Consider the following 16,535-nt stretch of genomic DNA (forward strand, 5'->3'; position numbering starts at 1 on the left):
ATTAGCCTCCGATTTTTCCGCCCAGCTCGTCATCGATATGGATGCGGATGATTTCGTCAAAACTGCTCTCGGCGGTGAAGCCGAGCTCGCGCGCACGGGTGCCGTCGAAGCGCTGTGCCCAGCCGCCGACGATGCCCCGAATGGTCTCGTCAGGAACGCGCTTGATCAGCGCCGCGACCTTGGGTCCGGCGACCCGTTCCAGCGCAGCGATCTGCTCGCCGACCGTGGCCGAGAGGCCCGGCATCGACAGATTGCGACGCGGACCGATCTTCGACGTGTCCATCGTCGCGGCATGCGTGAAGAAGCCCACCGCGGAGCGGGGGCTGGCGAACCAGTGGCGCACGCTTTCGTCGACCGGCAGCACCGCTTCCTGGCCTGCCAGCGGTTCGCGCAGGATGTTGGAGAAGAAGCCCGAGGCCGCGGCGTTGGGTTTTCCGGGCCGGACACAGATGGTCGGAAGCCGGATGCCGACGCCATCGAAGATGCCGCGGCGCGAATAATCAGCCAGCAGTAGCTCGCAGATCGCCTTCTGGGTGCCGTAGCTGGTGAGCGGCGTGCAGAAGAAATCGTCCGGGATCGACGGCGGGAAGGGCGCGCCGAAGACAGCGACCGAAGAGGCGAAGACCATCCGCGGGCAATAGGGCGCCTTCAGCCCCTCGGCGCGGATCGCGTCGAACAGCGCCCGCGTGCCATCGAGGTTGACGCGGTAGCCCTTGTCGAAATCGGCCTCGGCCTCGCCTGAGACGACGGCGGCCAGGTGGATCACGAGGTCGGGCCGCTCGGCGGCCAGAGCCGCGGCAGCGCCCGGCTCGGAAAGGTCGACCGTTTTCGAGCTCGACACCCCTGCGAGCGCCGCAGGCGCCTCGGGTGCAAAGACATCGACGAGGGTCAGGCTGTCGATCTGCCCTCCGAGCACGCCGGGCTCGGCGGCCACCTTTTCCAGCAGCTTGCGGCCGACCATTCCGGCCGCGCCGATCACCAATACCTTCATCTCGTCACTCCCTTGTCCTGCGCGCCCGGCGGGCGCCGTTTCGTTCGCACCCCGGCCGCGCCGGAGCGATTCCATTTCATCCCGTAGCCACCGGCGCGACCCGGAAGGCCGGCGTGTGGCAGGGATGGTCGAGCAGCCCTTTCAGCTCCGCGTCGAGATGCATCATCGTCACCGACATGCCGACCATGTCGAGCGAGGTGCAGTAGTGACCGGCCCAGCTTCTGGCCACGACGACGCCGCGCGCCTTGAGCCGTTGGCGCACCCGGCGGCCGATGATGTGCAGCTCCATCAGCGGCGTCGCCCCAAGCGAGTTGAGGAGCAGCGCCACTTCGTCGCCCTGCTTCGGGTCCATGGCGGTGAGGATCCGATCCACCACCAGGTCGGCGGTGTCGTCGGCGTTTTCCAGCGCCTGGCGCGCCACTCCGGGCTCGCCATGGATGCCGACACCCACCTCCATTTCACCGGCGCCAATGGCGAAGAGTGGCCGCTGCGTCTCGGGCAGCGAGCAGGGCTCGAGTGCTACGCCGATCGTATAGCTGCGGTCGTTGGCCTTGCGCGCCAGCGCCGCAACCTCGACGAGCGGCAGCATCCGGTCCGCCGCCGCCCCCGCCGCCTTGAAGACGAGGACATTGCCCGCCACCCCGCGGCGCGCCTGCCGCTCGCCGGCGGACGCAACGTCGTCGGTCGTCACCAGCGTCCGGACCGCGATCCCTCCGGAGTCCGCCATCTCCGCAGCCATCTCGAAATTCATCACATCTCCGGAATAGTTTCCGAAGAGGTGTAGCACGCCCGCCCCGCCGTCGGCGGCGCGGGTGGCGTCGAGGATCGGCCCCGGTGGCGGCGAGGCAAAGACATTGCCGATTGCCACGGCATCGGCCATGCCGCGGCCAACATAGCCGAGGAAGCAGGGGTCGTGCCCGGCGCCGCCGCCGATCACCACGCCGACCTTGCCCGGGCGAGGCCCGTCGAGCGCGACAAGCGCACGGTTGGACCCGCGCACCGGCCGCAGGAAGCCGGCATAGTCCGCCACCGCCCCCTCGAGCGCCTCGTCGACCGCCTCGTCGGGCGCATTGAGGAATTTCTTCACGCGGGTCCGCACGGGCAGTCCCGCGACGGTTTCCTGGCCGGGCCGAACCTGCGGCACGGAAAGGCCCTCGGCATGCAGGATCCCTGCCCCTGTCGCAGCGTCAGTCACCAGCACGTTGGCATGGCCGCCGCGCAGAGCCGCAAGGATCGCGGGGACCTTGTCGACCCCGCCGGCAATGGCGATCCGCTGCGGCACGCGGGCGAGATCCTCGAGCGTGATGCCGATCATCCGCGCCTCAAGCGGACCGGAGACCGGCAGACCGCGCGCGTCGACGAAATGGCCAGCAATCTCACCCACCGCACCGGCATAGGCGTCCCGGAACATCGGACCGTCCTTTAGCAGGCCCGAGGCATGCAGGGTCGAACTCGGCCGCATCGAAGCGATGCCAAGGACGATCCGGTTGAGTTCGGCGAGGCAGGCGAGTTGCTCGCGTACCGGGCTTTCGCGGCAGAGCAGGTCGCGCAGCTCGGGGGTCGAGACGATCGCCGGCGCTGAGAGCGGAATGCATTCCGCACCGATAGCCGCGGCCATGGCCGTCGCGCAGGCGGCGGGCGTATAGGGCACGTGTGCGCTGGTCGAGCCGGTCACCTGGACGACGCGGATATCCTGCAGCGCCTCGGTCGAGAGCGCCTTGGCCGCCGCAAGTACCGAGCGGCCCCAGCCCACCCCGATCGTGTCGCCGGAGCGGAAGAGCGCACGCAGCGCCTGTGCGCCGGCCGCGCCAAGGCTCTCGACCAGCGGCCGCTCACCGCCGGTGCTAGGGATGACCAGGCAATCCTTCAGCCCGAAATGCTCGGACAGGCTGCGAGCCACCGAGAGCGCGCGCAACCTGTTCGTCTCGATGGAGATATTCACGATCCCGCGGGTTCGCGCATCGGCCAGATAGGAGATGACGGACGCTCGCGAGACACCGATGATCCGGGCGATGTCGCTTTGCGTCATCCCTTCTTCGTAATAAAGCCAGCTCGCCCAGAGCAGCAGGTCGTCTCCGAAGCGCAGCGGCACCCCGGCGCCGGCATCGGCACCGCGGGCGCTTCCGGAGGAACTGCGCGGCGGCATCACCCGGCCCTCAGCGCGAGAACGTCGGCAAAGGCGGCGACGAGGATCGCTGCGGAGGCTGCGCCGGGGTCGACATGACCGAGGCTGCGCGCCCCGAGCCGCGCGGCGCGACCGCGCGACGCGGTCATGCTGCGCGTCGCCTCGGCCGATTGCGCTGCGATCTCCTTGAGATCGGCCAGCGTCGCGGCGAGCGGTGTGCCCCGCGCTTGTTCGGTCCTCGCCGCCTGTGCCACCGGAAGCCAGACATCCATCATCGTCTTGTCGCCCGCCGCGGCCTTTCCCCGCTGCCCGATACCTTCGGCAAGCGCGACCAGAAGCATCGGCGCTTCCGCCGCCGGAAGCGACTTGCGCCCCTCGGCCCAGGCACCCGCGCGCAGGAGACCCGACGCATAAAGAGGCCCGGCGGTCGCACCCACGGCATCTAGGAAGCTTCCGGCACAGAGCGCGAAAAGTGCCGTAAGATCGGTGGCGGCGGGATCGACCTCGTTCAAGGCCCGCAGAATGGCGGCGAAACCACGCGCCATGGTGGTGCCATGGTCGCCGTCGCCGATCGCGCCGTCGAGGCGGCCGAGTTCCTCGGTCGCTTCGGTCAGCCGCGCCGCCGCCTCGCGCAGCACCGCCATCACATCCTCGACGCCGACCTCGGCCATTTGCATGTCTCCCGCGGGCCGCCCGCTCACGCGTCCGACAGGCGGCTTGCAGTGCCCTTCGCGAGCGCGCAGAGGATCAGCGCACAGGAGGTGGCTCCGGCATCCTGTACCCCGCGCGAGCGCTCGCCGAGCCGCGCCGCCCGGCCGACCTTCGCCACCATGTCGATGGTCGCGTCGCGCCCGGCCTCGGCTGCCGCGCACATCGCCTCGAGCGCCGCCGACATACCGCTGCCGGCCGCGAGCGCCTTTCCGTAGGCGTCGACCGCCGGCACATAGGCGTCGAGCAGCGTCTTGTCGCCGGGCTCGGCCGAGCCAATGTCTCTCACCTCGTCGAGCCCTGCCTGCAGCATCGCGCCGAAATCCTCGGCGTCGATCTCTTCTGCGCCCTCGATCGCCTCGGCCATGCCGGAGAACATCATCCCGTAGAGCGGCCCCATCGAGCCGCCGATCTCCGACATCAGGACGTCCGACAGCACCGAGAGCGCCTCGGCCAGGCTCTCGCCGCCTTCCAGCCGCTCGGCCGTTCGACCGAACCCCTTGGCCATGTTCACGCCATGGTCACCGTCGCCGATCTTGCCGTCGATCTCCGAAAGCCATGCCTTGTTCTCGACGATGACGGCCGCCAGTTCGGCAACCAAGCCGCCATTTCCGGCATTCGCAATGCGTTCCATGATATCCTCCTGCTGACCCCGGGCGGCTCGGGCGTTTCGACACGCCGTCGAAGGAAGCCGCCGCGCCGAGCGTGTTCCGAGCCTGACGCTAGACCCGGGAGTGACATCTGTCAAATTCTTGGTGACATTTGAGTTTTTGAGAAATGCTATACATTTCAGTTCACTGAAGTGCGGGACATCCCGTCAATCCCGCCCCGTAACGAAATGTCACGCCCCCAACGCCCAAGGAAAAGGCCGCCGGAACGTTACGTTCCGGCGGCCTGTGCGGAGCCCACGAGGGAAGAGGCGCCGCTCTCAGAGAATGGACTGCCCGGTCGCGGCCCAGTCCTTGGAGAACTGCTCGAGCCCCTTGTCGGTCAGGACGTGCTTGGCGAGGCTCTTGATGACGCCCGGCGGAATCGTCGCCACGTCGGCACCGACGATCGCAGCTTCCTTGACATGGTTGGGCGAGCGAATCGAGGCGGCGAGGATCTGAGTCTCGTAGCCGTAATTGTCATAGATCGCCCGGATCTCCCGGATCAGTTCCATGCCGTCGATATGGATGTCGTCGAGCCGGCCGAGGAAGGGCGAGATATAGGTCGCGCCCGCCTTGGCGGCAAGCAGAGCCTGATTGGCTGAGAAGCAGAGAGTGACATTGGTCTTGACGCCCTTGTCGGTCAGATAGCGGCAGGTCTTGAGCCCGTCGAGCGTGAGCGGCAGCTTGACGACCACGTTGTCGGCGATTGCGGCGAGCACGTCGGCTTCCTTCACCATGCCCTCGTAATCAAGCGCGGCAACCTCGGCGGAGACCGGGCCGTCGACGATCTCGCAGATCTCGGCGATCACCTCCTTGAAGTCGCGTCCCGACTTGGCGATCAGCGAGGGGTTGGTGGTGACCCCGTCTAGCAGACCGTAATCGTTGAGTTCCTTGATATCCTCGGTCACGGCAGTATCGACGAAGAACTTCATCTGGCTTCCTTTCTTCTCAGCAACGCCCCAACCCGGGCGACGAGGGCACCGATACGATGCCACATTCCTTCCAGACCATCGAGTCCGCTGCGCTGCAACCCCGGACGACCGGCGGATTGCCCGCTGCGAGGCGCCGGGTCCGGCGGTGGCCTGTGACAACCGATTCCCTTGGCACGTCGCGCCTCTCGCCACATTCTATTAACGCAAACGTCACATGTGTTCAACACAATATCCCATTAATTGCGTTACAGAACGGGGAAAATGGTTGTGATTCCCACATGAGATGTTACAAACGGCCTGCACGCATGACGCACTCCGCGGCCTTCAGCCCTTCCACCTGCACGACGCAGGGAAGGGCGGCCGCCGGAAGAAAGGACCGAAAATGAAACTTGCAGTGGCCGGCGATTCCGCCGGCAAGGGCCTCGCCCACGAGCTCGCCGAATATCTCAAGGACCGCTACGAGGTGACCGAGGCCACCGCAGGCCCGGAAGGCGAGGAGAAATTCTACGCCGACATGGCTGACCGCGTTGCCTCTGCAGTGGCCGACGGCACCTATGACAAGGCCATCCTCTGCTGCGGCACCGGGATCGGTGTCTGCATGTCCGCCAACAAGGTGCCTGGCATCCGCGCAGCGCATCTGCACGACTGCTATTCCGCCGAGCGCGCGGCCCTGTCGAACAACGCCCAGGTCATCACGATGGGCGCGCGGACGCTCGGCGTCGAACTGGCCAAGAAGATCGCCGACACCTTCCTCGAGCTTACCTTCGACGAGGCAGGCCGTTCCGCCGGCAATGTCGACGCGATCAACAGGGTCGACGCGAAATACAACAAAAGCTGAGCTCCGAGGAGCATTCTGGGTGAAATGACCGGCGCGTACGAAAGGAGGCGCCGGTTTCCTTGTACCGTCATCGTGCGGACCCCGCTCTTGGGACTGCGTCTTGCTGAATTGCGCCGTCCGGCGAATGACGGCGGCAGGGGCCGACCAACACGGTCCCGGGCCTTCATGAGCGTTGACCTACCGCTCTGAACGCACTGACGGAAGCGCGCCGGCCGCGGCCTGTCTCAGCGGGCCGCGGCCGGCGATCTGTTTAGACGGGCGCCGGATATGCTCGTATCGGGGAAAGAACGCTCAGGCGGCTTCCTCGTGGTCGTGCCCATCTTCTCCGTCACCACCACTGCCTTTCTTCGCCTTCCCCTGATCGTGGCCTTGGCTGTTGCCTTGGCCCTGGCCGTGACCTTGGCCGTTGCCTTGGCCGTAGCAGTTTCCCTTGCCTTTCCCCTGGCCATGGCCCTGATCCTCGCCGTCATGGCCACCGCCATGACCTGGCTCTTCAGGCTCGGTCGTGGGGTCGGGCTCAGTGGTAGGGTCAGGCTCGGTCGTCGGGTCGGGCTCGGTCGTCGGCTCCGTAACTGGGGTCGAGACGGGCGTCGGCGTGACCGCAGCCGGGGCTGGCGTGGCAGCGGCAGGCGCGCTTGTTGGTGCGGCACTAACCTCTCTACCCGAACCGCCGCCACGTTCATCAGTGGCCCGGTCACGGCCGTCGCGGACTGGCGCGGACCTCAGCGAGGCCGTCGGCAGATCCGTGATGGCAACCGCAAGACCCACGCAGGACGACTCGAACCCGTCGACGAGGTCGAGAAAGTCCGACCGTCGCTGCAGATAGGTCACGGCGCCCCGAGTGATTGCGCCGCAGTTGCACAGGGCGTTCTCCTTGCCCTGGGAAATGGCGGCCCGAACGTAGTCGCGTGTGCAGGCTTGGTTGGTTTGCGCATTCGCGTTGCTTCCCGGCACGAACAAGGCAAGTACCAATATCGCTCCGGAAACTGTTCCAAAAAGATGACTTCTGGTCATTTCAGCCTCTCTTTTCCAAATTGCCCAGGGCCGGCGGCGCAGCTGGCAGCCGCCGGCACCAATCGCGTCTAGTTCGTTGCAGAGTGAGACAGGTCCTCCGGGATGGCATATTCATGGATAAACTCGATCACGGCGCGCGCATCGTCGGCTGCGAGCGTGTAGGCATCGAGAGTGCCGCTTCCGCTTACGTCGTCTCCCTCGAAAACTTCGAGATAGACATCGACGCTTTTCTCCACCCAGACGCCGTCCTCGAAGACAAGGACATCCACCATCACGCCGCCATAGGTATCCGAACGGTCATAGCTGAAGTCCGAATAGTCGATGTTGGCATAGGTGACGCTGTCGATCGTCTCGGTCTCAATGCCAAGGAAGGCATCGATATAGGCGATCTGGTCGGCGGTGAGTTCGCCCGACTTGTCAGTGGCCGCAGCGAGAAATGCGGTCGAGTAGGCGAGGTCCTCGGCTGTGAGCTGACCGTCGATCAGGAAGTCGAACTCATCACCCGGCAGATCGCCGACACCCGGGATCGTGCCCTCTGTCAGAAGGGCGACATAGATCGCCAGGTTCTCGAGCGGCGAGTCGATCGTCTTGGCCTCTCCGTCGATGGTGAGCACCAGCCTGCCCGCGGCGTCGGTCGTGATCTCGTCCGCATCTTTCAGCACCGCAACAACCTCGTCCTCGCGCGTGCTGAGGACATGGGACGGGGACCGCCCCACATTCAGCCGGCCGATCTCGACTTCCTGTGCGAGGTCTTCGTCGATCGGCATGCCCTCCTCGTCGAGCGGGATCAGGTTGCCGTCAGCGTCCACCGGCTGAACCCAGATGGTCGGGGAGCCGGAAATCACCACAGGCTCTCCGTCGACAAGCACCGGGTCGCCGAGATCATCGACTTCCACGAGCAGGTCGCTGCCATCAATGTCCACCAGCCGGACCAGGATGCCGTCGCTGGTGATCAGGATCGGTGTGCCGTCGTCGTAGCGGGCAATCACCCAGAGGTCGCCGAAGAGATCGCCCTTCCTGTCCGCCGCGCTGTCGGGCTTGCCGCCTCCGGTGGTCGGGCCGCCCGGGACGCCGGCCCATTCCGGTCGGTCGGAGTCACTGTCGTCGTCGCTCTCTCTTACAACCGGCCGCAGAGATTGAGCCGGGGCATTCCCTCCGCCGCCGCCCCTTGCTGCGGATTTGCCTTTACTGGACGGCGCCTTGCTGGGAGCAACATAGACCGGCGCCTTGGGAGCGCTTTCTGTTGCCGCCTTGTCGTGGGAACTGCCGCGGCTGGATTCACGATCCTCGCCACCGCCGGAGCGGCCACGATCCGATGAATCCCCGCGGCCCGACGCGCCACCGCGATCGGTCGATCCGCCGTGGTCGGACGGTTCGTCATGATCGGACGATTCGCCATGATCCGTTGCAGACGATCCGCCGCGCGATTCCGCGCGCCCGGCACCTCCTCTGCCATTTCCCCCAGAATCGTCTCCCTGTCTGCCAGCGGCGCTGGCAAAGGAGAGGTCGAATTGGCTGAGATCAACGGGGGCTGCAGCGAATACAAATGTCGCTGCGCTGCCCAACAGCAACGTCTTGAAAAGCAATTGGGATTTTCTGGGTCTGGTCATCACATCCTCCTGCCCTTTGGGGGGACACTCCGATGTGCGCTTTCTGTCGGCGCATCGAAGCGCCATGCAGCGAATGCGAGGGGCGAGACACTTGAACCGTTGCCACACCCACCATTGGCAACAGGCATCCCTCGCACCCGCCAATGAACTGTAATGTATGTATCAAATACTTAACATAACTGGTTAAAAAATTAATGATTTAGGTCATTTTACACAGGTGTAACCTATCTTTTTTGACATCCAGAGAATCATGAAGGTTTACGGCTAGGAGACGATCGGGTCGGCGCGTCCCACCATCGCGACCATTGGAGAGGTCCGACCAGCGCTTAGCCTTGGCAAATGAGTCCATGGCGACATCGCTCGGAGACGGTGTACGCAAGAGGGAACCGTGGTGCCGACCGTGGCCCGCGGCTATCCAACAGTTCTAATTGAATGTGCAGAAGACCGGCCCAATCGTTGGGCTTCACCGACTCCGCGCCCCTCCATCTCAGATCACTGCCGAGCAACGCGCGAGGATATCGAGATATCCCTCGACCTGCCAGGCCGACCGACCGATGAACAGCCCGTCGATCGACGGGCAACCGATCAGTTCCTCGCAGTTACCCGGATTGACCGAGCCGCCGTAGAGGCAGGGCACACGGCGCCCCAGCACATCTCCGGCGACATCGATGATCTCGGCCTGGCGGGCGTCTGCATAGTCCGATGTCGCCGGAATGCCGTTAACTCCGATCGCCCAGACCGGCTCGTAGGCGAGCAGGATCGTTGCCGCCTTTTCGTCTCCCTCAAGCAGCGCCAGCGCCCCGCGGACCTCCGCCGAGAGCACCTCCTGCGCCCGCCCCGCCTCGCGCTCCTCCAGCGTCTCGCCGATGCAGAGCAGCGGGATCAGTCCGTGGCGCACCGCGGCGGCGACCTTGAGCCCTGTCGTCTCGATCGTCTCGCCGAAATTGTGCCGCCGCTCGGAATGGCCGATCTCGACGATGTCGAGATGGCAGTCAGTCAGCATTACTGGCGAGATCTCGCCGGTCCAGGCGCCGGCATCCTCCCAGTGCATGTTCTGCGCCCCGACCTTCACAGACGTTTCCGCAAGGATTTCCTTGACCTCCCGTACCGCCGTAAAGGGTGGGATCACGAAACGCTGGATTCGTGCATCGCGCGCCGCGTCGGCCGCGGCCAGCGCCTCGGCAAAGGCGCGCGCCTCGGCAAGCGTCTTGTTCATCTTCCAGCTGGTGCCGATCCAGAAGGCTGCGTCGGTCATTGTATCAGGTCCCCTGCGATGTTCAGTTCAATCCCCGCCTCGCGCAGTTCGCCGAGACAGGAGCCACCGGGATCCGCATCGGTCAGGATGGCGTCGAATTCGCCAAGCTCGGCCATGACATGCAGGGCCGAATGGCCAAAGCGCTGGTGGCCGACGAGAAGATACCGCCGGCTCGCCGCCCGCATCATCGCCCGTTTCGCCCGTACCACCGCGTCATCCATGTGAAAGCTGACGAGGCCGGACACGGCCGGGCTCGATATGAAGGCGACATCGGCACGCAGCCGCGACAGGCTCTCCTCGGTCAGCAACCCGAAGAAGCCGTTGTATTTGGCCGAATAGCTGCCACCGAGCGCGATCAGGCCGATGCCGCGCTCGGACTGTAGCGCCTCGATCACGGCAAAATTGTTGGTGATGACGGTAAGCGGGCGTCGTTCGACGAGCATGCCGCCCAGCACCGCGGCCATCGAGCCGTCGTTGACGATCACCGTTGCGCCCGGCTCGACAAGGTTCAGCGCGGCACGCGCCATGAGCTGCTTGGCCGCGCCGCCCTGTCGCTCGCGGAATCGGAAATCGCTCTCGAACTGGGTGCCGGTTTCGATCGTTGCCCCGCCGCGCACCTTGCGCAGCACGCCGGCCTGTTCCAGATCGTCGAGGTCCCGGTGGATCGTCATGCGCGAAACGCCGAAATGTGTCGCCAGAGTTTCCAGCCCGACCGAGCCCTCCTGGACAAGCATGTCCATGATCTCCTGCCTGCGTACCTCTCGCTTCACCAAACGTCTCCGTCCGAGCACGGCCGCATCCAGAGCCGCAAGCGACAATCTAGCCGGAAACATCACAAAATCAACATGAAATTCGATTTTTTGTGGCATAAATTAGCAAAAGCGTCACGATAACGTATCAAACTCCCGCCCCGGGCCGACAGGGCAAATCCGGTTTGCCTTTCTGCCAGGTGGGCCGAATGGGTCGAACGCAACGCCGCACCACGCGATCGGACATGCCGGCAGGATTGTCGGGTCAAAGCGTTTGCATTTGTAGGGGAACGTGCTAAAGGCGGCGCAGTTTTCGGCTCGGTGCTCTCACGGTGGCGGGCCCGGGAAGGACTCCCGCGGCAGACGGGGCAGAGCCTCGCCACCGGGGCATGAATAAAAACGCCCGCACGGGCAAGGAGATACGCCCAGCCGGGCGCGGAGCAAGAACGGGCATGAATGCCCCAAAGGATGAGGAACTGACATGAGCGACATCGCCGATCGCGTGAAGAAGATTGTTGTGGAGCACCTGAGCGTCGAGGAAGACAAGGTCACCGACAGTGCGTCCTTCATCGATGATCTGGGCGCCGACAGCCTGGACACCGTCGAGCTGGTGATGGCATTCGAGGAAGAGTTCGGCATCGAGATCCCGGACGACGCGGCCGAGACGATCCAGACCTTCGGCGATGCGGTGAAGTTCATCACCGAAGCCTCCTGATCGCCACGCGATCCCACTCTGGGAATGGCGCCCGTTTCGGGCGCCTTTTTCTTTGCCCGCTCTCCGGGGATGCTCCGCATCCCGAGGCGATGATGCCGCTAGCACGAAGAATCTTATGCTGCGCCGCAGCATCAGATTTGACCAACTGCGGTCCTCGGTTACCATAGTCCGGTGTTCACATCTTCGCAGCGCGAGAGGCATGCATGCCCAAGGCTCCCATTGACGTCAAACCCGACTGGTGGCGGGGCGCGGTGATCTACCAGATCTACCCGCGCTCCTTCCAGGACAGCACCGACAGTGGCTCGGGCGATCTCGCCGGCATCACGCGGCGTCTCGATCATGTCGCTTCGCTTGGCGTCGACGCGATATGGATCTCGCCATTCTTCACCTCTCCCCTGGCAGACATGGGCTATGACGTGTCCGACTTCTGCGCGGTGGACCCGTCCTTCGGCACGATGGCGGATTTTGACGCGCTGCTGGCCAAGGCGCACGCACTCGGGCTCCGGGTCATCATAGACCAGGCCTTCTCGCTCAGTTCGGACCAGCATCCCTGGTTCAGCGAGAGCCGCCGCAGCCGGGACAACGCCAAGTCGGACTGGTATGTCTGGGCCGATCCAAAGCCCGACGGTTCGCCACCGAACAACTGGCTCTCGGCCTTCGGCGGGCCGGCCTGGGAATGGGACGGGTTGCGCCGGCAATACTACCTGCACAACCTCCTGATCCAGCAGCCCGATCTCAACTTCCACAACCCGGCCGTGCAGGAGGCCGTGCTCGAGATCGTGCGCTTCTGGCTCGACCGCGGGGTGGACGGATTCCGGCTCAGCGTGTGCAACTATTACTTTCACGACCGCAAGCTTCGCTCCAATCCCCCGCACCCGGTGGACAACAACCGAAAGCTGCCGGCCAACCCGTATGGCATGCAGCTCCACCTGCACGACAAGTCGCAACCGGAAAGCCTCGGCTATCTCAAGCGCCTCCGGCTGCTGCTCGATCAGTATTCCTCTCGCATCTCGATCGGCGAGATCATCGCCGAGGAACGCACGCTGGAAGTAGTGTCCGACTATACCGGAGGCGGCGACAAGCTGCACATGAGCTACACATTCGACCTGCTGTCGAGCGACGGAACGCCGACCCAGATTGCCAGCGCTATCGAGCGTTTCGAGGCCGCGGTGCCGGAGGGCTGGGTATGTTGGTCTCTCTCCAACCATGACGTGCCGCGGCATCTGACGCGCTGGCTACGACCGGGTGAGGACCCGACCCGCGTGGCCAAGCTCGCGGCGACGCTGCTGATGAGCCTTCGTGGCTCGATCTGCTTCTACCAGGGCGAGGAACTCGGGCTCGAGCAATCCGAGATCCCCTTCGAAAAGATGCAGGACCCACGTGGAATCCGCTTCTGGTCCGCCGACGAGGGCCGCGACGGTTGCCGCACGCCAATGCCCTGGGAGGCCGAGGCCGAGCATGCGGGTTTCTCCACTGTGGAACCTTGGTTGCCGCTCGATGCGCGCCACGCCGAACGGGCGGTGGACCAGCAGGGGGCGCCCGGCACCGTGCTCGACCACTATCGCCGGATGCTTGCCTTCCGGAAAGCGCATCCGGCGCTCGTCACCGGAGACATCCAGGTGCTCGAGGGGAGTGGCGACCTGCTCGCGTTCGACCGGATCGACGGCACCTCCCGGCTCCGGATGGTCTTCAACACAGGGCGCGACACGTTCGTCTACCGTCTGCCCGAAACCGCCCGGCTGCTCGCCCTGCCCGGTTTTCCGGATGTCTCGGCAGAGACCGGTCACCTGAAAATGCCGCCGCGATCGGCGGCCTGCTGCCAGATCGACTGACCGCTACTGGCGCGACGGTCGCTGAGAGCCGGGTGACGGGCTTTCCGGCCTGCCCGGAAAGGCTCATGGCGTGGCGCCCTGCCCGGCCATTTCGGCGGAAGCGCAGATCTGCTCGAGCGCCGCGCAGGCGTCGGACACGCGCAACCGAAGCTCCGATATCTCGACCGCGCCCGGCGGCAGGTCGGTCGATCGTGCCTGTGCTTCGATCTCCCGGGCCAGCCGCTCCACGCCGGCGATGCCGAGCAGGCCGGAAGCGCCGGCGAGCGAATGCGCGGCGTTGGCGACAGTATCCCGATCAAGCCTGTCGAGACCGGCCCGAATCGCCTCGACATGACGCGGCGCGCTTTCGAGGTAGGTCCGGATGACCCGGCAACCGCGTTCCCGCCCGAGCTGAGCGACATGGTGCTCGGCGACGCTCCATTCGGCCGGCGTTTCGTGGGGGCGTGGCGGTGGCGGTACCACCGGTCGCTCTCCCGTGACTCGCGTAATCTCCTGAGCGAGACTCGCCGCGTCATAAGGTTTGGCGAGAAGCCCGTCGGGGCGGGCGCGACGCGTGGCCTCAGACCGCATATCCTCGGCCGAGGCGGTCACCAGAATGACCGGGATACCGGGATTGACCCCTCCATCACCGCCACGGATCCGTTCCAGAAGGTCGAGCCCGCTGATCTCAGGCATGCGGTTATCGGTGAGCACGAGGTCGAAGCGCTCCCTGGCGAGCATGTCCAGGGCAGCGGTGGCGGCGGCGGCGCTCTGCGTCGCATGGCCGAGCCGCGCCAGGACGCCCTCGGCCACCATCCGGCTCACGGCGTCGTCGTCGACCACGAGTATCCGCAACGGCGCACCCCGCGCCGGTTCGACGGGAGCGACAGCGCCGGCGCGGGCGGGCGTCAGCGGCAGGATGAAGAAGAAGACGCTCCCGCCACTGGCCCCTGGCCGGCAGCCGATCTCGCCCGCCATCCGCTCGACGATCTTGCGGCAGATCGAAAGGCCGAGGCCGAGACCGCCGCGGGCGCACTTTCCTTGTGAAAACGGATCGAAGAGCCGGCCCGTCGGCCCTTCCGGAAGGCCGATCCCGGTGTCTCGCACCTCGAAACGGATGCGGGCTTCTGCTGCATCCGACGCCGCGTCGGTTTCCGGCAGCACCCGGATCTGAACCGTGCCGGAGTCGGTGAACTTGATCGCGTTATGTGTGAGGTTGAGCAACACCTGCCGGATCATAGAGGCGTCGCCGTTGAGCCGCGCCGGCAGGTCCCGGGCAATTTCGGTATCGAGCTCCAGCGCCTTCTCACCGGCCAGCGGCTCGGCCACCATCAGCACCTGCCGGACCAATCCCGCCAGATCGAAATCCTCCGCCACCGGAGGTCGTGCGCCAACCTCGGCCTGGCTGAAGTCGAGGATATCGCCGACCACCCCGGCAAGCAGCTCGGCCGAGGAGATGATACCGTCGACAATGTGGCGCTGGTCGTCTTCGAGGGGCGTATCGCGCAGCAACCGGGCGAGGCCGAGAGCACCGGCGATCGGCGTGCGGATCTCGTGGCTCATGGCCGCGAGGAAGGTCGACTTGGCGTGATCGGCCGCGCGCGCCTGGCTGAGCGCGCGCTTGTATTCGGAGACATCGTTGAGGATGATCACGGTGCCGTCGAACTTGCGGCTGACATCGAGCATCCGTTGCAGCTTGACGTTGAATTCCCGTGTTCCAGCCAGCGTCTCGATCACCATGTCGCTGCCCGCAGTGGCGCATTTCCGAAGGATCTCGGCGACCTGCGCGGCCAGCAGCGGACTGCGCAGTGCACCGTAGTAGGATGCCCCAGGCGCCACCTCGCCGCAGAACAGGCGATGGGCGGCGTCGTTGAGATGCACCGGGCCACCCTCTGCGTCGAGCAGAATGACCGGTTCGTGGATCGTCTCGAAGATCGTGAGATACTTGTTCTTCTCGTTGACGAGCCGTCTGTTCTTGGATTGCAGGTCGCGCAGCCGCCGTTCGTCGGGCACCGCGACCCATTCCTTGCACAGAACGATCTCGAGCCGGTCGAAAAAGTCGAAAATGTAGTAGCGCAATCGACGCGCATCCTCGGGCGCGACGGTATTCTCGTCGATCAGGTCGAGATAGGCGCGGCGATAATACTTGAGCAGGCCGATGAAATCGGCGAGCCGGATTCCGCGAGCGCGATGCTGCTCGGCCTGCCTGACCCCGAAGGCGACGATCGAGTCGCGCGCCTGCCCAAAGCCTTCGGCGGCGGCATCACCTGCATCGACCGCGGCGATGGCTTCGAGGATCGGCCCCGAGAGCCCGCAGATCGAGGCGCGCCAGGCTTCGCGCAGGGTGGAGGTGTTCTGCGCGAACCCCTCGATGACGGCGTAGTGGACGACGCGGTCGACGAGCCAGTCCTCGTTCTCGACGATCAGGGCTTCGAGCGTCTTCATGGGCGTGCCTCCTCGATGTGGATCGTATCGCTGGCGTGGCGCTGGAGAAAGGCGAGAATGAGCGCCTGGCTCTCCTCGGGAAGGCCGGTGCGCGGCCCCATGACCTTCAGATAACTGCGCCACTGGTTTGCGGTGTAGTTCTCCGGAACGCGGCGCTCATGGCAGGCCGTGCAACTGGTGGCAAAGAGCGCCCAGGCCGCCTCCCAGATCGGCGTGCGGCTGGGGCGGAGCGCCGCTTCGGCCACCCAGCCCTCGAGCCGCATTTCGACCCAGTCGGTCCCGGTGTCGGGATCCGTCTCGCGTGCGACGGGCACGAGCCGGCCCGTCTGCGCCCGCGGCAAGCGGGCGACGATGACCTGTTTGCCCGGCCAGGCAAAAAGGACCCGCTCGGCGCCAGGGCGGGCCCAACCGGTCACGGCGACTTGCCGGTACGCGCCATCTGACGCCAGGGTTTCGACCGCCGCGGCGATGCCGAGTTCGGCTATGGTGACGCTTCTGGTGTCGACCGTCGCAAGGAGCGGCGCGGGCTCTGCCAGGAAGACCGGATCGGCGGTAGCGGGCAGGACAGGGATCAGGCTGAAGACCAGCCCCCACAGCGCAGATACCCAGCCGCGCAGGCGCGCGGCCGGGCCGTGAGTGGAGTTCAGTTCGCCGGACATCCCAAGTCCTTGCGGGCGGGGCCGTCGCGCGGC

Annotated in this window: 14 protein-coding genes; 3 read left to right on the forward strand and 11 right to left on the reverse strand. The window is 65.4% G+C overall.

Features of this window, described 5'->3' with window-relative positions; all coding sequences use genetic code 11:
- Position 1: 1 nt before the first annotated feature.
- The 5 genes from denD to fsa form a co-directional block, all read right to left on the reverse strand.
- The gene (gene denD / locus EU800_RS02855) at positions 2-991 is read right to left on the reverse strand and encodes a D-erythronate dehydrogenase (RefSeq protein WP_129628364.1); all 990 of its coding nucleotides are present in this window, start codon (positions 989-991) and stop codon (positions 2-4) included.
- A gap of 76 nt (positions 992-1,067) precedes the next feature.
- Complete coding sequence (locus EU800_RS02860; protein WP_129628366.1) at positions 1,068-3,137, reverse strand: bifunctional sugar-binding transcriptional regulator/dihydroxyacetone kinase subunit DhaK; 2,070 nt, start codon at positions 3,135-3,137, stop codon at positions 1,068-1,070.
- Positions 3,137-3,787 (reverse strand): dihydroxyacetone kinase subunit DhaL, encoded by a 651-nt coding sequence (dhaL, locus tag EU800_RS02865; RefSeq protein WP_165354548.1) that lies wholly within the window; start codon positions 3,785-3,787, stop codon positions 3,137-3,139. The genes EU800_RS02860 and dhaL (EU800_RS02865) overlap by 1 nt, the downstream gene beginning before the upstream one ends.
- Before the next feature lie 26 nt (positions 3,788-3,813).
- Positions 3,814-4,458, reverse strand: coding sequence for a dihydroxyacetone kinase subunit DhaL (gene dhaL, locus EU800_RS02870; protein ID WP_129628370.1), 645 nt, complete (start codon positions 4,456-4,458; stop codon positions 3,814-3,816).
- Between the two features lie 294 nt (positions 4,459-4,752).
- Positions 4,753-5,406 carry a fructose-6-phosphate aldolase gene (fsa, locus tag EU800_RS02875; RefSeq protein ID WP_129628372.1) on the reverse strand — a complete coding sequence of 218 codons (654 nt, stop codon included), beginning with the start codon at positions 5,404-5,406 and terminating at the stop codon, positions 4,753-4,755.
- A gap of 382 nt (positions 5,407-5,788) precedes the next feature.
- Here fsa and EU800_RS02880 point away from each other — a divergent pair, with 382 nt between their 5' ends.
- Positions 5,789-6,244: an RpiB/LacA/LacB family sugar-phosphate isomerase gene (locus EU800_RS02880; RefSeq protein ID WP_129628374.1), complete on the forward strand. Its 456-nt coding sequence runs from the start codon at positions 5,789-5,791 to the stop codon at positions 6,242-6,244.
- A 291-nt stretch (positions 6,245-6,535) separates the two neighbouring features.
- On the opposite strand, the gene EU800_RS02885 is transcribed toward EU800_RS02880, so the two are convergent.
- From EU800_RS02885 to EU800_RS02900, 4 genes are all read right to left on the reverse strand, one after another.
- Entirely contained in the window at positions 6,536-7,258 is a 723-nt protein-coding gene (locus EU800_RS02885) for a hypothetical protein (protein WP_129628376.1), read from the reverse strand.
- Between the two features lie 68 nt (positions 7,259-7,326).
- On the reverse strand, positions 7,327-8,868 hold the full coding sequence (locus EU800_RS02890; RefSeq protein WP_129628378.1) for a hypothetical protein: 1,542 nt from the start codon (positions 8,866-8,868) through the stop codon (positions 7,327-7,329).
- A 487-nt stretch (positions 8,869-9,355) separates the two neighbouring features.
- Positions 9,356-10,123: a triose-phosphate isomerase gene (locus tag EU800_RS02895; RefSeq protein ID WP_129628380.1), complete on the reverse strand. Its 768-nt coding sequence runs from the start codon at positions 10,121-10,123 to the stop codon at positions 9,356-9,358.
- Positions 10,120-10,893, reverse strand: coding sequence for a DeoR/GlpR family DNA-binding transcription regulator (locus EU800_RS02900; RefSeq protein WP_129628382.1), 774 nt, complete (start codon positions 10,891-10,893; stop codon positions 10,120-10,122). Before EU800_RS02900 ends, EU800_RS02895 begins: the two co-directional genes overlap by 4 nt.
- A gap of 460 nt (positions 10,894-11,353) precedes the next feature.
- Between EU800_RS02900 and EU800_RS02905 the strand changes: the two genes are divergently transcribed.
- Together EU800_RS02905 and EU800_RS02910 are read left to right on the forward strand one after the other, a co-directional pair.
- Complete coding sequence (locus EU800_RS02905; protein ID WP_129628384.1) at positions 11,354-11,587, forward strand: acyl carrier protein; 234 nt, start codon at positions 11,354-11,356, stop codon at positions 11,585-11,587.
- Between the two features lie 203 nt (positions 11,588-11,790).
- Complete coding sequence (locus tag EU800_RS02910) at positions 11,791-13,419, forward strand: alpha-amylase family glycosyl hydrolase (protein WP_129628386.1); 1,629 nt, start codon at positions 11,791-11,793, stop codon at positions 13,417-13,419.
- 63 nt (positions 13,420-13,482) lie between these two features.
- Here EU800_RS02910 and EU800_RS02915 read toward each other — a convergent pair whose 3' ends face one another.
- Positions 13,483-15,843, reverse strand: a complete 2,361-nt coding sequence (locus tag EU800_RS02915) for an ATP-binding protein (protein ID WP_129628388.1) — start codon at positions 15,841-15,843, stop codon at positions 13,483-13,485.
- Positions 15,840-16,502 (reverse strand): hypothetical protein, encoded by a 663-nt coding sequence (locus tag EU800_RS02920; RefSeq protein WP_129628390.1) that lies wholly within the window; start codon positions 16,500-16,502, stop codon positions 15,840-15,842. The genes EU800_RS02915 and EU800_RS02920 overlap by 4 nt, the downstream gene beginning before the upstream one ends.
- Positions 16,503-16,535: the final 33 nt, after the last annotated feature.

This window comes from Tropicimonas sp. IMCC6043 (genome assembly GCF_004146235.1).
Lineage (GTDB): Bacteria > Pseudomonadota > Alphaproteobacteria > Rhodobacterales > Rhodobacteraceae > Tropicimonas.

What these genes read in the sequence shown, in the direction of transcription:
- denD (WP_129628364.1), bottom strand. Translation starts at nt 991, where the DNA reads ATGAAGGTATTGGTGATCGGCGCGGCCGGAATGGTCGGCCGCAAGCTG.
- EU800_RS02910 (WP_129628386.1), top strand. Translation starts at nt 11,791, where the DNA reads ATGCCCAAGGCTCCCATTGACGTCAAACCCGACTGGTGGCGGGGCGCG.
- EU800_RS02915 (WP_129628388.1), bottom strand. Translation starts at nt 15,843, where the DNA reads ATGAAGACGCTCGAAGCCCTGATCGTCGAGAACGAGGACTGGCTCGTC.
- dhaL (WP_129628370.1), bottom strand. Translation starts at nt 4,458, where the DNA reads ATGGAACGCATTGCGAATGCCGGAAATGGCGGCTTGGTTGCCGAACTG.
- fsa (WP_129628372.1), bottom strand. Translation starts at nt 5,406, where the DNA reads ATGAAGTTCTTCGTCGATACTGCCGTGACCGAGGATATCAAGGAACTC.
- EU800_RS02895 (WP_129628380.1), bottom strand. Translation starts at nt 10,123, where the DNA reads ATGACCGACGCAGCCTTCTGGATCGGCACCAGCTGGAAGATGAACAAG.
- EU800_RS02885 (WP_129628376.1), bottom strand. Translation starts at nt 7,258, where the DNA reads ATGACCAGAAGTCATCTTTTTGGAACAGTTTCCGGAGCGATATTGGTA.
- dhaL (WP_165354548.1), bottom strand. Translation starts at nt 3,787, where the DNA reads ATGGCCGAGGTCGGCGTCGAGGATGTGATGGCGGTGCTGCGCGAGGCG.
- EU800_RS02905 (WP_129628384.1), top strand. Translation starts at nt 11,354, where the DNA reads ATGAGCGACATCGCCGATCGCGTGAAGAAGATTGTTGTGGAGCACCTG.
- EU800_RS02880 (WP_129628374.1), top strand. Translation starts at nt 5,789, where the DNA reads ATGAAACTTGCAGTGGCCGGCGATTCCGCCGGCAAGGGCCTCGCCCAC.
- EU800_RS02920 (WP_129628390.1), bottom strand. Translation starts at nt 16,502, where the DNA reads ATGTCCGGCGAACTGAACTCCACTCACGGCCCGGCCGCGCGCCTGCGC.
- EU800_RS02860 (WP_129628366.1), bottom strand. Translation starts at nt 3,137, where the DNA reads ATGCCGCCGCGCAGTTCCTCCGGAAGCGCCCGCGGTGCCGATGCCGGC.
- EU800_RS02890 (WP_129628378.1), bottom strand. Translation starts at nt 8,868, where the DNA reads ATGACCAGACCCAGAAAATCCCAATTGCTTTTCAAGACGTTGCTGTTG.